This window comes from Lysinibacillus telephonicus, from assembly GCF_039654155.1.
Lineage (GTDB): Bacteria > Bacillota > Bacilli > Bacillales_A > Planococcaceae > Ureibacillus > Ureibacillus telephonicus.
In genome coordinates this window covers 4,163,807-4,178,620 of record NZ_CP155468.1, presented here as the reverse complement: position 1 = coordinate 4,178,620, position 14,814 = coordinate 4,163,807, and the positions used below count along the sequence as shown (strand labels likewise).

The 14,814-nt window shown below is 33.8% G+C and carries 13 protein-coding genes; 11 read left to right on the top strand and 2 right to left on the bottom strand.

Translation table 11 applies throughout. The annotated features are described in order from the left end of the window. Window positions 1-211 precede the first annotated feature (211 nt). From putP to zupT, 11 genes are all read left to right on the top strand, one after another. Window positions 212-1,699, top strand: a complete 1,488-nt coding sequence (gene putP / locus MKY04_RS20130; protein WP_126293376.1) for a sodium/proline symporter PutP — start codon at window positions 212-214, stop codon at window positions 1,697-1,699. Between the two features lie 109 nt (window positions 1,700-1,808). Beyond that, window positions 1,809-3,095, top strand: coding sequence for a GTPase HflX (gene hflX, locus MKY04_RS20125; RefSeq protein ID WP_185807647.1), 1,287 nt, complete (start codon window positions 1,809-1,811; stop codon window positions 3,093-3,095). A gap of 278 nt (window positions 3,096-3,373) precedes the next feature. Beyond that, window positions 3,374-4,861, top strand: a complete 1,488-nt coding sequence (locus MKY04_RS20120) for a peptide MFS transporter (RefSeq protein ID WP_126293375.1) — start codon at window positions 3,374-3,376, stop codon at window positions 4,859-4,861. Between the two features lie 181 nt (window positions 4,862-5,042). Then, entirely contained in the window at window positions 5,043-5,915 is an 873-nt protein-coding gene (locus MKY04_RS20115; RefSeq protein WP_346235034.1) for a DUF6612 family protein, read from the top strand. Window positions 5,916-6,348: 433 nt separating this feature from the next. Beyond that, window positions 6,349-7,302: an ABC transporter permease gene (locus MKY04_RS20110; protein ID WP_126293371.1), complete on the top strand. Its 954-nt coding sequence runs from the start codon at window positions 6,349-6,351 to the stop codon at window positions 7,300-7,302. Then, a complete protein-coding gene (locus MKY04_RS20105) occupies window positions 7,292-8,245 on the top strand; it encodes an iron chelate uptake ABC transporter family permease subunit (RefSeq protein WP_126293369.1) in 954 nt (317 codons plus the stop codon). Before MKY04_RS20110 ends, MKY04_RS20105 begins: the two co-directional genes overlap by 11 nt. Beyond that, entirely contained in the window at window positions 8,242-9,009 is a 768-nt protein-coding gene (locus MKY04_RS20100; RefSeq protein ID WP_126293367.1) for an ABC transporter ATP-binding protein, read from the top strand. The genes MKY04_RS20105 and MKY04_RS20100 overlap by 4 nt, the downstream gene beginning before the upstream one ends. A gap of 327 nt (window positions 9,010-9,336) precedes the next feature. Continuing rightward, on the top strand, window positions 9,337-10,329 hold the full coding sequence (locus MKY04_RS20095; protein ID WP_346235033.1) for a siderophore ABC transporter substrate-binding protein: 993 nt from the start codon (window positions 9,337-9,339) through the stop codon (window positions 10,327-10,329). Between the two features lie 27 nt (window positions 10,330-10,356). Next, on the top strand, window positions 10,357-10,671 hold the full coding sequence (locus MKY04_RS20090; RefSeq protein WP_346235032.1) for an antibiotic biosynthesis monooxygenase: 315 nt from the start codon (window positions 10,357-10,359) through the stop codon (window positions 10,669-10,671). Window positions 10,672-10,766: 95 nt separating this feature from the next. After that, on the top strand, window positions 10,767-11,384 hold the full coding sequence (locus tag MKY04_RS20085) for a phosphatase PAP2 family protein (protein WP_346235031.1): 618 nt from the start codon (window positions 10,767-10,769) through the stop codon (window positions 11,382-11,384). A 279-nt stretch (window positions 11,385-11,663) separates the two neighbouring features. Further along, complete coding sequence (zupT, locus tag MKY04_RS20080) at window positions 11,664-12,482, top strand: zinc transporter ZupT (RefSeq protein ID WP_346235030.1); 819 nt, start codon at window positions 11,664-11,666, stop codon at window positions 12,480-12,482. Between the two features lie 153 nt (window positions 12,483-12,635). Here zupT and MKY04_RS20075 read toward each other — a convergent pair whose 3' ends face one another. After that, window positions 12,636-13,283, bottom strand: coding sequence for an NAD(P)-dependent oxidoreductase (locus MKY04_RS20075; protein ID WP_346235029.1), 648 nt, complete (start codon window positions 13,281-13,283; stop codon window positions 12,636-12,638). 181 nt (window positions 13,284-13,464) lie between these two features. Beyond that, window positions 13,465-14,679, bottom strand: coding sequence for an ISL3 family transposase (locus MKY04_RS20070; protein ID WP_346234469.1), 1,215 nt, complete (start codon window positions 14,677-14,679; stop codon window positions 13,465-13,467). Window positions 14,680-14,814: the final 135 nt, after the last annotated feature.

Below are 14,814 nucleotides of genomic sequence, written 5' to 3'. Positions count from 1 at the left end.
AAAGTGTTAATAGTAGCAATAACAGATAGAGGTAATATTTTTAGTATAAAAAAGTATACTAAAATTGAATTTTTAAAAAATTCTTGAACACAAAATCATTATTGTATGGTAAATTATCTGTATGGCATAGTGTACTGGAATATGATATTATTCTACTGTTTTTAACACTATTTTTAACAAAAAAAATTAATTTACATCAGGGGGAGAGACAATGTCAGATCATGGGTTTCAATTGTTAGCTATTGTTCTTTATATGCTCGCGATGGTTATCATTGGTTGGTACGCATATAAAAGAACAAGCAACTTAAATGATTATATGTTAGGTGGACGTGACTTAGGACCTGCTGTTACAGCATTAAGTGCTGGTGCTGCAGATATGTCGGGATGGCTGCTAATGGGCTTGCCTGGTGCAATTTATGCTGCGGGTATGGTCGAAGCTTGGATTGCAATTGGTTTAACTATAGGTGCTTGGTTAAACTGGCTTTTTGTTGCACCGCGTTTACGTGTATACACACAAGTTTCGAAGGATTCTATTACGATTCCGAGCTTTTTGGATAACCGTCTTCGTGATAATACGAAGTTAATCCGTATAGTTTCAGGAATCGTTATTTTAGTGTTCTTTACGTTCTATGTATCTTCAGGTATGGTATCAGGCGGTAAATTTTTCGAAAGTTCATTTGGCTTTGATTATCATACTGGTCTGTTAATTGTAGCGGTTGTTACTGTAGGGTACACGTTATTTGGTGGATTCCTGGCCGTTAGTTATACAGACTTTATCCAAGGTTTAATTATGTTCTTGGCGTTAATTTTAGTACCAGTAATTGGTGTGTTCTTTACTGGCGGTTTAGGTGACACAATTAGCTCAATTAAAGCGGTAAATCCAGAACAATTTAGTTTATTTGCATCAACGGCAACAGTTGCGGGGGTTATCTCATCAGTGGCTTGGGGTCTAGGTTATTTTGGTCAGCCTCATATTATTGTTCGATTTATGGCAATTAAATCTGTTGCTGAAACAAAACAAGCACGTCGTATTGGTATCGGTTGGATGATCTTAAGTTTATTCGGAGCTATTGGTACTGCATTAGTAGGTTTAGCATACTTCCAACAAAATGGAATGGAAATAGATGACCCAGAAACTATATTTATCGTAATGGGACAAATCTTATTCCATCCGTTTATTGCTGGGATTATGTTAGCTGCCATTTTAGCAGCAGTAATGAGTACAATTTCTTCACAATTAATTGTAACATCTTCTGCATTAATTGAAGATATGTATAAAGCATTGTTTAAAAAAGATGCTTCAGATAAACATTATGTAACAGCTGGACGTTTAGCAGTTCTTGTTGTGTCAATTGTAGCTGCAATCTTAGGGTGGAATCCAGATAGTTCTATTTTGGACCTAGTTGGATTTGCTTGGGCTGGATTTGGTGCCGCATTTGGTCCAACGATTTTACTGGCATTATATTGGAGAAAGCTAACTAATGTTGGTGCATTAACTGGTATGGTTGTCGGTGCAGTTGTTGCATTTATTTGGGGACAAAATGAAGCGTTATCAGGTATGCTATATGAAATCGTTCCTGGTTTCTTAATCAACCTTATTTTGGCTGTAATTGTAAGTTTAGTGACTTATAAACCAAATAAAGAAATTGAAACAGAATTTGATGAAACATTAGAGCTGCTAAAATCTGAAAAGAAATAATCCGTATATATTTAAGACCTACACGAATCCTCGTGTGGGTCTTTATTTATATAAAAAGGGATATAATATATGATACGATTGGGAAAAAACCTCTATAGGGGGAACATGAATGAGAAATATGAAGGAAGTTGAAGTAATAATCGAAAGAGGAATACTGGTCGGTGTTAATTTGCAAAATGACCAGAATTTCCAGTACTCAATGGAAGAGTTAGCGAATTTATCTCAAGCACTTGAGGTAGAAATAGTAGGTGAGGTGACACAAAATTTAGAACGCATCAACCCCTCACACTATGTTGGAACAGGGAAAATCGAGGAAATAAAACGTTTCATTGATGAAACAGATGCAAATCTAATTATTTTTAATGATGAGCTTTCTCCTTCTCAAATTCGTAATCTTGAGCATGATTTAGAATGTAAAGTTATTGACCGTACGATGTTAATACTTGATATTTTTGATCGCCGTGCAAAAACACGAGAAGCAAAAATGCAAGTAGAATTAGCTCAGCTCCAATATATGCTGCCAAGGTTAGTAGGACTCCATGCCTCTCTTTCAAGACAAGGCGGTGGTACTGGAGGGGGCTTTAGAAACCGTGGTGCTGGTGAAACGAAGTTGGAGCTAGACAGACGAAAAATTGAGGACCAAATTGCTAAACTTCGAAAAGATTTGATAAATGTGCAGGAACAGCGTGAAACACAAAGAAAAAAACGTCGTAAAAATGAAATTCCTGTTGTTTCACTTGTTGGATATACAAATGCAGGGAAATCATCTATCATGAATCAATTACTTCGAAAATTAGGACAGGAAGAAAATAAGCAAGTATTTGAAAAAGATATGCTTTTTGCAACTCTTGATACCTCAGTACGAAATATAGAGCTGCCAGATAAAAAGTCTTTTCTTTTAACGGATACAGTCGGATTTGTTAGCAAATTGCCTCATCACTTAGTAAAGGCCTTTCGTTCTACATTAGAAGAGGCTAGGGAAGCTGATTTGTTATTACATGTTGTCGATGTTTCAAACGAAGAGTATCGTTTTATGATGGATGTTACAAATAAAACATTGAAAGATGTTGGTGTAGAAGATATTCCAACAGTTTATGTATATAATAAGTCGGATGTTGCAGATGTTAACTATCCTTTGGTTAGTGGCGATAATATTTGGATTTCCGCCAGAGAAGGGATGGGGCTGGATGAGTTAATTCAAAAGATTCGCCAGCATATATTTTCGAATTACTTAACTTGTGAAATGTTAATCCCCTATGATAAAGGTGATATCGCTGCATACTTGAGTGCTAATGCTCTAATAAAAGAAATGGAATATGGTGAACGTGGAACAATAATTAAGGTTGAATTAAAAGAGTCGGTAATGAAAAAATATGAACAATACGTAATAAAATAGTAAAAATAGGTAACGATAAAAAGGTCGTTACCTATTTTTTTATTGAGGAAAAAGAGCTAATATTATTTTGAAATAATAGAGCTAAGCCATTATTGATGCTAAATGAAGAAAAATAGAAAGAATTTATAGAAGATAAAGAAATTTCGAACTTTTTTATAATATATTGAAAAAACTTTCAAAATGCTTTATTGTAAAAAAACAGTTGTCAGACAATTGATTACTTCGAACTAAATTGTCAGAAAAAACTAACATTTAATAAAACGGAAGAGGGTATTTTGATGTACAGCAAAGAAGAAATAGTCAAATCCGTTCCTCAAAAGGGCTTCTTTGGACATCCAAAAGGATTATTTACATTATTCTTTACTGAGTTCTGGGAACGATTTTCTTACTATGGAATGCGCGCCATTCTTATTTTCTATATGTATTATGAGCTACATGAAGGCGGTTTAGGATTAGATCGCGGAACTGCCAACTCTATTATGGCGATGTATGGTTCATTAGTATATATGTCTGGTGTTATTGGCGGATGGTTTGCGGACAGAGTATGGGGAACGCGTAAGACCGTATTTTACGGTGGAATATTAATCATGATTGGTCACATAATATTAGCATTACCACTAGGCTTTACAGGGCTGTTAATATCAATGCTATTTATTATTATTGGGACAGGCTTATTAAAGTCGAATGTTTCAACAATCGTCGGAGATATGTATGACGAAAAAGATAACCGTCGTGATTCAGGCTTTAGCATTTTCTATATGGGTATTAACATGGGTGCATTCATTGCTCCGTTTATTGTTGGAACAATTGGTGAAACAGTTAACTTCCATTTAGGATTTGGTATCGCAGCAATCGGTATGTTTATTGGTTTAATTGTGTTCTATATAACACAAAAGAAAAATCTGGGATTAGCAGGTCAAGAGATTCCAAATCCAATGAACGAACTTGAGAAAAAGAAAGCGCTTCGAAATTTCGCAATTGGAATTATCGCAATATTGGTAATTGGTGGTATTCTTTATGCTACTGGAAATTTAACAATGGCAGTGTTTAGTTTAATTATTACAACACTTGGTATATTAATTCCTACAATATTCTTTTTTGTTATGTATCGCAGTCCTAAAACAAATAAAGATGAAAAATCTCGTTTGTTAGCTTATATCCCTTTATTTATTGCAGCGGTAATGTTCTGGGCGATCCAAGAACAAGGTGCAACAATTTTAGCTACGTATGCTGATACTCGAACGGATTTATCGGTTGGAGGCTTTGAACTTCAAGCATCTTGGTTCCAATCTCTAAATCCATTGTTCATCATTATTTTTGCACCAGTCTTTGCGTGGTTATGGTTGCGTCTAGGCAATAAACAACCATCAACACCTAAGAAGTTTGCCATTTCATTATTCTTTGCTGGTCTATCATTCTTAGTCATGATTATCCCAGCTAAAATGTCAGGAGGAACAGAACTTGTAAGTCCTTGGTGGTTAGTTCTATCATTCTTCCTAGTTGTAGTAGGGGAGTTATTATTATCTCCGGTTGGATTGTCAGCAACTACAAAACTTGCTCCAGCTGCGTTTGCAGCTCAAACAATGTCACTATGGTTCTTAACTAGTGCTGCTGCCCAAGCTATAAATGCACAACTTGTACTTGTTTATGAAGCAGTATCAGAAATTACGTACTTTGGTGCACTTGGAGCTATGTCAATTATTCTAGGAGTTATTTTGCTAGTTTTAACTCCGATTATTTCAAAGGCAATGCGTGGAATTAATTAATATAAAATATCGGTCCTTTTGTTGCAGAAGTGGGTATCTCATATGTGTATGAGTACCCACTTTTTCTAGTATGTATGTATTATTTGGGGATAAATAGAAAAAAATACAAATTACTCATTATCCTTTCGCAAAAAAATGTTAACCTAAATTGGTACCAACAATTTGAAAGGATGGAATAATAATGAAAAAAGTAGTCATGCTATGTTTGGTAAGTTTATTAGTGCTAGCTTTATCGGCATGTAATAGTACTGCTGAGCCAACATCAGGAGAAGAGGGAAAAGAAGTTAGTAACAAAAGTGAGCTAACTTTACAAGAAGTTTATGAAAAGGCAATAGAACGACAAAACACATTGGAAAGTGTTAGTGCAGATATTAATATGAACCAAAAAATGGAGTTAAATGATGGTACTGAAGCTTATGAAATGGGCTCATCTGCTGATATGACAATGGATATGGTTAGCGAACCGCTATCTATGCATATAGATGGAGCAATGACAATGGCAGATCCTGCGACGGGAGAAAATATGAACGTTGATATGGAAATGTACATGTCTGAGGAAGGGTTTTTCATGGAAAACCCTGAAACGAAGCAGTGGATGAAGCTTCCATCTGAACAATTTGAAGCAATCGCCGGACAAACTGTAAATCAAGTGAATGCGTCCGAACAGTTAAAACAGTTTGAATCATTTATTGAAGATTTTACTTTTGAACAAACTGAAACAGAATATGTATTGAAATTAAATGCAGCTAGTGAAAAGTTTAGTGAATTTATTTTAGAACAAATGCGAGTAACGGAAATGATGGGTGTGACTGAAGAAGAACAAAAAATCATTGAGAATATGAAGTTCGATAATATTAATTATGTAATTAAAATTGATAAAGAAACATTCGATATTCATGCGATGGATACAATTTTTGATATCACAATTGACATTGATGGGAAATCAATGAAGATTTCAACGGATGCAAAAATAGCGTTCAACAACTTCAATGAAGTCGAAGCCATCACAATACCACTAGAAGTAATTGATCAAGCTGTAGAAGTTCAATACTAAACTTTTTAGAACTTAATTCAAGAAATTTGAATTAAGTTCTTTTTACTTGGAAATAAAGACTAAAATTTAATGATCTCTTCGAAATCAAGGTGCTAAGAATATATCGAAAGGAAAGACAGTTATTTTGCCTTTACGCTTTTTCTCGAAAAACATCTTATATGAAGATTTTAATAGCTTAAACCGTATAATGTTATAATAATATATATACCATACAATTTTTTTTTAGTTTATCTTATGACATTTATCCTTCCTTCTAATATATTTCCTGCACTTTACAAACCCTTTTTTTAATATTTAAATGATTGTTATTTAGTCTGAAATGGTGATAAAAGTTCTCAATTAGTATTGGAGTAGAAAAAATTATATGCTATAATAAAATATAATGAATAATGATAATCATTTTCACTATAAAATAAAATTATCGGGGATTATAATGAGACTTTGGATTTTAGTACTAGCCGCAATTGTATTATCGAGTATATCGTTATTTCTTGGTGCTACAGACATTACACCAATGGATTTACTAGATTTCGGTTCTGATGAAGCAGAAATCTTCTATATTAGCCGTATTCCTCGCCTAGCTTCTATTATATTAGCTGGTATTGGAATGAGTGTTGCTGGTTTAATAATGCAAAGTTTAAGTAGAAATAAATTTGTATCGCCAACAACTGCAGGTACATTAGACGCTGCTAAGCTCGGGATTCTAATTTGTATGCTTTTATTTACAAGTGCGAGCTATACACAGCAAATAATATTTTGCTTCGCCTTTGCGTTAATAGGGACACTTGTATTTATGCAAATTTTAAACCGTATTAAATTTAAAGATGCAATTTTCATTCCATTAATCGGGATTATGTACGGTAACATATTATCTGCTATCACTGTATTTTTTGCGTATGAGGCAGATTTACTTCAAAATATCGATGCATGGTTAATTGGAGATTTCTCATTAATCATTAAAGGTCGATATGAACTTCTATATTTAAGTATTCCAGTATTGATTATTGCGTACATATATGCGAATCGTTTTACTGTAGCGGGGATGGGAGAAGATTTTGCAAAAAATCTTGGAGTTCATTATAAGTTTGTGCTGAACTTAGGATTAGTGCTGGTAGCCCTAATTTCTACTACAGTAGTTTTAACGGTAGGGATTATACCATTTTTAGGGTTAATCGTTCCTAACCTTGTATCTATATTTAAGGGAGATAATTTAGCAAAGACGCTGCCACATACTGCTCTATTAGGTGTTGTATTTTTATTAGCATGTGATATTGTTGGACGAATTATTATTTATCCGTATGAGATACCAATTAGTTTAACAGTCGGTGTAATCGGCAGTGCTATCTTCTTAATCATGTTGTTTAGGGGGAGAGCATATGCGAAATAGTGTGAAATTAATATTACTAGCTGTTATTGCAATTGTGTGTATTTTACTTTATGCATTCTATGACATAAAAGGCGGCTTTAGCTACGCATTTCCAAGAAGGCTTATAAAAATTTTTGCAATGTCAATCACGGGTATTGCTATTGCTTATTCAACTGTTGTCTTCCAAACAATTACCCATAACAGAATTTTAACGCCTTCTGTTATGGGTCTTGACTCAATGTATCAAGTTGTACAAACGTGTATATATTTCTTTCTAGGGTCGACTTCAATTTTAGTTATTAATAAGTATTTAAACTTTACAATTTCTATTGTTCTAATGGTGTTGTTTGCTCTTATTTTATATCGCTTCCTATTTAGGGCAGATAAGTTCCCAATTTATTTCTTATTGTTAGTAGGGATGGTTCTTGGAACACTGCTGGGAAGTGCAACGACATTTTTACAAGTATTGATAGATCCTAATGAATATTTGAATTTACAGAGTAAGTTGTTTGCAAGTTTTTCAAAGGTAAATGCCGATTTAGTGTGGGTAGCATTTGCAATTCTAATAGTGGCGTTTATTTATGGCTTTAAAATCATGCGACAGCTAGATGTTATGTCTTTAGGACGAGAGAACGCAATTAATCTTGGTGTGAATTATGACAGACTTGTTATGAATGTCCTTGTACTATCTGCAATTTTAATTGCAACATCGACAGCTCTTGTTGGTCCAATAACATTTTTAGGTTTGATTGTGGCAAATCTCTCATATCAATATTTACCGACATACAAACACTCTGTATTGATAGCTGGTGCAAGCTTAATTAGTATTATTGCGTTGGTTGGAGGACAGTTTATTGTAGAACATATTTTTGAACTATCTACAACTTTAAGTGTCATTATTAACTTTATAGGTGGAATATACTTTATTTACTTACTATTAAGGGAAAGTAGGGCTGCAGGATGATTCAAGTTAAAGAATTAAGTAAATTCTTTGGAAAGAAAGCAGTAGTTGATAACGTTTCCGTAACTATTGAAACTGGTAAAATAACATCTTTTATTGGTCCAAATGGTGCGGGGAAATCAACACTACTTTCAATGGTTAGTCGTTTACTTAACGCTGATACAGGTGAAGTGCTATTAGATACTAATGATGTTCGCCGTATCAAATCTGATGAATTCGCTAAACGCGTATCTATATTAAAACAATCTAATTTCATGAATGTGCGATTGACGATTCGTGAGCTCGTTTCTTTCGGTCGATACCCATACTCAAAAGGTCGTTTAACGAATGAGGATATAAAATATGTTGACCAAGCACTTGAATATATGAACTTAATTGATATTCAACATAGTTATTTAGATGAATTATCTGGCGGTCAACGTCAGCGTGCGTTTATCGCAATGGTAATTGCACAGGACACTGATTATGTATTGCTTGATGAACCACTAAATAACTTGGATATGAAGCATTCAGTTCAAATCATGAAAATTTTGCGCAAGCTTGTAGATGAACTTGGCAAAACTGTAGTTATCGTTCTTCATGATATTAACTTTGCTTCTGTTTATTCAGATCGTATTGTTGCATTAAAGGATGGTCGAGTGGTTAAAGAAGGACCAACAGATGAAATTATTAATTCAGATGCACTAAAGCAAATTTATGATATGGATATCCCTGTACAAGAGCAAAATGGATGCCGTATTTGTGTATATTTTAATTCTCATTCTTAAGAAGTAAAATGATTTAGGGAAGCATTTCTGTTTTTCTAAATCATTTTTTATGCTTAATAAGCAGTTATAAAGTTTTTAGAAAACAATAGTTTTTACCTAATTTGGGGGAATAGTGTGTGTATTCTTTAAAATCGAATAGGTGTCTAAAATGATGGATGGCTATAAAAAGTCGATCAAAAATGTAGTATAGTCCAACCCCTTTCTTAACATATTTAACAAAATTAACAAATTATAAAAAAAGACATTGACGAATACGATAAGAATGATATAATTTCAATTAGTTGATAATGATTATCAGTATCGATAAATGATAGGAGAGAATAAAATATGAAGAATTGGAAGTTATTAACGGTTGTTATGGCTATGCTACTTTTAGTTTTAACAGCTTGTGGTTCTAAAGAGGAAGAAGTAAGTGAGGAAACAAACAATGCAGCTGAAACGGAGACAGAAACTGCAACAGAAGAAGCTTCAGCTTTTCCACTAACAATTAAATCTACAGTTGAAGGCTATGAAGATGTAACTTTTGATAAAGCTCCAGAAAAAATCGTTGTATTCGATTATGGATTCTTAGATACATTAGACGCTTTAGGTGTTGATGTAATGGCTGTTGCTAAAGGGAATTTCCCAGAACATTTAGCTAAATATGCTGATGATAAATATTTAAATGCTGGTGGTTTAAAAGAACCGTTACTTGAAGACATTGCTGCAATGGAACCAGATGCAATTTTCATTTCTGGTCGTCAAGGCGACTTCTATGAACAGTTAAGCGATATTGCACCAACAGTATTTGTTGGAACTGATACTTCAAATTACTATGATTCATTCAAAGCATCAGTTAATATTGCAGGTCAATTGTTCGATAAACAAGAAGAAGCAGATGCTAAACTTGCTGAAATTGATAAAGCTTTAGAAGAAGTAAAAGCAATCGCTGCTGATAGCGGTAAAGCTTTAGTAACTCTTTACAATGAAACATTATCTGCATATGGCCCTGGAGATGGTTCACGTTATGGACATGTACACAGTGTATATGGGTTTACACCTGCTGATGAATCACTTGAAAATTCAACTCACGGTGCTAAATTAAGCTATGAACAAGTATTAGAAATTAACCCAGATGTTTTATTCGTAGTTGACCGTGTAGCTGCTACAGGTGGAGAATCAAACATTAAAGAAGCAATCGAAAATGATATTATTAACAAAACAACAGCTGCTCAGAATGGTAAAATTATTTACTTAGATGGTGCTCTATGGTACTTAGCTGGAGGCGGTTTACAATCTGAGCTATTAAAAATTCAAGAGATTATTGAGAAATTAAGTTAATAATTACTTTTCTCGAGGAGGAAAAAAATGTTTGTTCAAATTAAGCGAATAATTGTAACTGAAGGAAATTCAGATAAGGTTGTAGAACGTTTTTCAGCGAAGAAAAGTAGTCCATCTTTGTTAGAGCAACAACCTGGTTTTATTGATAAACAAGTATTAGTGAAAAAAGTAAGACGAGGCGATGAAGAGGTTGTTATAATGATACGTTGGGAGTCAGAGGAAGCATGGAAAGGCTGGGAGAAGCATCCTGATCATATAGCTGGACATAGGGCGAATGCTGGAAAACCGAAACCAGATTATATAGTTGAGTCAAGCCAAGATGTATATAATGTTGCTAATTAATCCCGAATATCGGGATTTTTTTTGTTCTTGGGCATATTTTAAATACAAATGGTAAAATGCAATTAGATTATCCTTTCTCTAGGGGTGGAATTGCAGTGAAAAATTGGAGATTTACGATTGCCATTATTACTCTGTTTATTTTTATTGGATTACTCTTAAGTTACGAGAAGTCTCCGATAATATGGCTAGATAATACAATGTCTGAACTTTTGGGTGGCAATTCTTTTATTGTTGCATTTCACTATATTGGTAATACAAGTACTATTATTATCGTTGCGATCTTTATGTTAATTTTTCTTTGGCTGAGACAACGAAATTATTTAGGAATGGCATTTGTTTTATTAACTGTTGCAGCTGGAAAGGTTTTAAATCAAATAATAAAAAATTGGATAGACCGTCCTAGACCTGAGATTTTGGATCAGTTAACTACGTTTAGTTTTCCATCGGGTCACGCGATGCTCTCATTGTTGTACTTATTTACAATAGCCTATTTATTTTCAGAAATTTTATCAAATAAAAAGAAAGTTATTATAATATGGATTTTGGCTATTGTCCTTTCATTCTTTATAGGACTATCAAGAATTGCTGAAAGCCGTCATTATGCTTCAGATGTAATCGCTGGGTGGTGCTTAGGGTATAGCTGGTTTGTTTTTTGTGCTGCTTGGTATGAGTGGAAAAAAAGAAAGTACCTTAATAGTAAATTAAATAATTGAGCAAAATTTTTTGAAATCAAAAATATGCTGTTCAAAAATAAAGAGCCTTATTACATAAATAATGTAATAAGGCTCTTTAAATTTTTGAAAGATGAAGAACAAATGCATTATTTATAACAAAACAACCAAATTATACAAAGAACATATTATAAAACGTTATGACTATATTTAAAAGTTTTCCTTGTGCATAAGATATAACTTGAGTAAAAAAAGTTGCACAAAGGAAACTTTTGAATATATAATACTATTATAAAAATAAAGAGAGGATAAGGATACTAAATGGAAGGTAATGTCATTTTGGCACTAGGTTTAACTTTATTTGCGGGCTTAGCAACAGGGGTAGGATCATTAATTGCTTTCTTTACATCTAGAACAAATAAAAAATTCCTTTCCATTGCATTAGGCTTTTCGGCGGGAGTTATGATTTATGTATCGTTGGTGGAGATCTTTGTAAAAGCAAAAGATTCATTAACAGCCGCGTTAGGTGAGACACAGGGCTATTGGATGACAGTTGTCGGATTTTTTGCAGGGATAATATTTATAGCGCTTATTGATCGCTTTATTCCAAAGAAAAATAATCCACATGAAGTAAAAACTGTTGAGGACGTACATGCAGCAGAACTAAATGCAAAAGCAATTAATGAAGAACAACTAATGAAAATGGGGTTATTTACTGCTTTAGCAATTGGTATTCATAACTTTCCAGAAGGAATTGCAACGTTTATGTCAGCAATTCAAGATCCAAATGTCGGAATTGCTATTGCGATTGCGGTTGCCATTCATAATATCCCAGAAGGAATTGCAGTGGCTGTTCCGATTTATTTTGCAACAGGCAATCGTAAAAAGGCATTTAAATTATCATTCATTTCTGGTCTAGCTGAGCCGGTTGGGGCTATTGTTGCATTTTTAATTTTAATGCCATTTTTAAATGACATTATGTTCGGAGTAATATTTGCTGCTGTTGCAGGAATTATGGTATTTATTTCACTAGATGAACTATTGCCTGCTGCAAAAAAATATGATGAAACGCATTTATCAATTTATGGTCTCGTAGCAGGGATGGCAGTTATGGCTATTAGTTTACTGCTATTAGCATAAAAGAGGACGTCTCACATAAGACGTCCTCTTGTATAAGGCGTATGGCGAAGCCGACAGTCGCAACCTTTTATACGGTGAAATGCGAAGTCCAAAAGTCGGAAAAATTTTTGTGCGATCTAAGGCAAAACCGAAAACTCTTTTTACTTTGTTTTATTATGACGCAGTAGTAGCATTTTCTGAGGCTACTGTAAAATGTTTATTCTCATACCGTGGATTTTCAATTTCATCTAGCACTGCGACGGCATAATCTGCATAGCTTACATAGCTAAGATGCTGTGAATTTAAAAGCAGTCGATCTTTCCCCAATATATAATGACCAGTTCTAGGGCCATCAGAATCAAATAATGGGGAAGGGCTTAAGAACGTCCACCGGATAGAAGAGTTTTGTAAATCGATTAAGTTTTGTAATTGCTGATTGGCGATTGATTTATATTCTTTAGGGAATTCTGGGAGATCTATTAATCGTATTTTATATCCATTATCTTTAAATAGAATTCCGGCGCCGCCAACGACAAATAGCTTCGTTTGACTATTCTTTAATAAAGAAATTAAATAGCGCCCAGCTTTAACATGCAGGCTTTCTTCTCCTGGAAATGTACCGAATGCATTTACAAGTACATCAAACTGTGTTGCATCTTCTTTCGTTAAATCAAAGATTTCCTTTTCCAAAATTGTAATATTCATGTTTGGTAATGCTTTTTTGTTTCGAGCAATAGCCGTTATATCATGATTCCTCATTTTAGCTTCAATTAATATATTGCTGCCAACTTTCCCAGTCGCTCCAATTATGCCGATTTTCATTTTGAGCTACTCCTTTCTAATGATTTTTAATAAACCATTAAATAAAACTGTTTCTCACACTAAAAGGACTAGTAATCCTGAAAATCATGGTATGTTGACATCTTATGAAAACCGTTGGCCAGCTATATTTAAAGGTTCTATGTCAAATGTTGGGGTGAAGTGATATTACACGGCACCCCGATTATCCTAAATGAACCCCAATTTTCTTATATAAATTATTTAATAAAATTTTCGCTTTAAAGTGTTCATAGCTTCTAAAACCATAAGCATTGCGCTTCAAAACTTTTGATTTATTATTAATTCCTTCTAAAAAACCATTTGAATATCCAAAACTTAAACTATTTAAAATTTCAACTTGCCAATTTTTTAGCGTTTGAATAGCCTTTAAAAATGCCGGAATATTTGCTTCTTCTACCTTTCGGTAAAAGGCTTCTAATCTTTTTTTTATTTCTATCAAATCATTTGAAGTTTTTGCCCAATCAAACCATTCGCAGTAAGCTTCTTTTAATTCATAGGCTTGCTTTAGTTCCTTCGACATTCCTATGTAACGATTTAAGTACCAACGATTCGTTTCTGTTAACTTATCAAATCGTTTATATAGTACGTGACGCATTTTCTTACATTTCTTTCGATCATATGCATGCCATTCTTTTTGAACATTTCGACGTACTTCATCTAGTGCCCAGTAAATATAACGACAATAATGAAAGCGATCCGCAATAATAATCGGGCGATTTAACGCCTTCCTAACTGCTGCTTTAAAGCTTGGATTCATGTCCATAACCACAATTTCTACATCTGCACCGTATTTCATCAAGTAATCCTTAATGGTTTCTTTTCTACGATTTGGTAAAATATCAATTGGTTCATGTGTTTCCGCATTGGCAATAATTAATTGATAAGTTCCCGCATCGGTATCTGCTTTATATTCATCAATCGCGATACATTTTGGTAAATGAACCCCTTCATTTAATTGTTCCTTTACTACTTCTTTAAAGCGACGAATCACTGTTGAGCTTGATGTACCAAGTACTTCAGCTGCTTCTTTAAATGTTTTTGCCTTTATTGAACGGATTCGTACAACTTGATTCCATTCTTTCGAGAAACGTTGATATTTATCCACGAAAGGGGATTTTTCTGAAAAACGTTTCCCACATTGGCATACATAACGACGACGTTTATAAAAAAGGACGGTTAATCGTTCAAACCATTTTAAATGATTAATTTTTTGAATTCGATAATCATGGACTTTTGATGTTATATTCTTGCATGCTGGACATTGATGTTCTTTTTTTGGTATGGAAACGTGTAGAACAATACGTTCCCCCATCTCCTCCACCTTATGAACAGTTACACCTTTTAATCCTGGAATATTCATGTTAAAATTCATTTGCACGTATCACCTTTCATTGCTTGTTTCTCGACAATTCAAGTATATAGAAATCGGTGATTACGTGCTTTTTTATTTATGAAATTTTTTCAAACCCCAACAAATATTATAGAGCCTATTTAAATAACTAACCCAAAAAAG

What these genes read in the sequence shown, in the direction of transcription:
- putP (WP_126293376.1), top strand. Translation starts at nt 212, where the DNA reads ATGTCAGATCATGGGTTTCAATTGTTAGCTATTGTTCTTTATATGCTC.
- hflX (WP_185807647.1), top strand. Translation starts at nt 1,809, where the DNA reads ATGAGAAATATGAAGGAAGTTGAAGTAATAATCGAAAGAGGAATACTG.
- MKY04_RS20120 (WP_126293375.1), top strand. Translation starts at nt 3,374, where the DNA reads ATGTACAGCAAAGAAGAAATAGTCAAATCCGTTCCTCAAAAGGGCTTC.
- MKY04_RS20115 (WP_346235034.1), top strand. Translation starts at nt 5,043, where the DNA reads ATGAAAAAAGTAGTCATGCTATGTTTGGTAAGTTTATTAGTGCTAGCT.
- MKY04_RS20110 (WP_126293371.1), top strand. Translation starts at nt 6,349, where the DNA reads ATGAGACTTTGGATTTTAGTACTAGCCGCAATTGTATTATCGAGTATA.
- MKY04_RS20105 (WP_126293369.1), top strand. Translation starts at nt 7,292, where the DNA reads ATGCGAAATAGTGTGAAATTAATATTACTAGCTGTTATTGCAATTGTG.
- MKY04_RS20100 (WP_126293367.1), top strand. Translation starts at nt 8,242, where the DNA reads ATGATTCAAGTTAAAGAATTAAGTAAATTCTTTGGAAAGAAAGCAGTA.
- MKY04_RS20095 (WP_346235033.1), top strand. Translation starts at nt 9,337, where the DNA reads ATGAAGAATTGGAAGTTATTAACGGTTGTTATGGCTATGCTACTTTTA.
- MKY04_RS20090 (WP_346235032.1), top strand. Translation starts at nt 10,357, where the DNA reads ATGTTTGTTCAAATTAAGCGAATAATTGTAACTGAAGGAAATTCAGAT.
- zupT (WP_346235030.1), top strand. Translation starts at nt 11,664, where the DNA reads ATGGAAGGTAATGTCATTTTGGCACTAGGTTTAACTTTATTTGCGGGC.
- MKY04_RS20075 (WP_346235029.1), bottom strand. Translation starts at nt 13,283, where the DNA reads ATGAAAATCGGCATAATTGGAGCGACTGGGAAAGTTGGCAGCAATATA.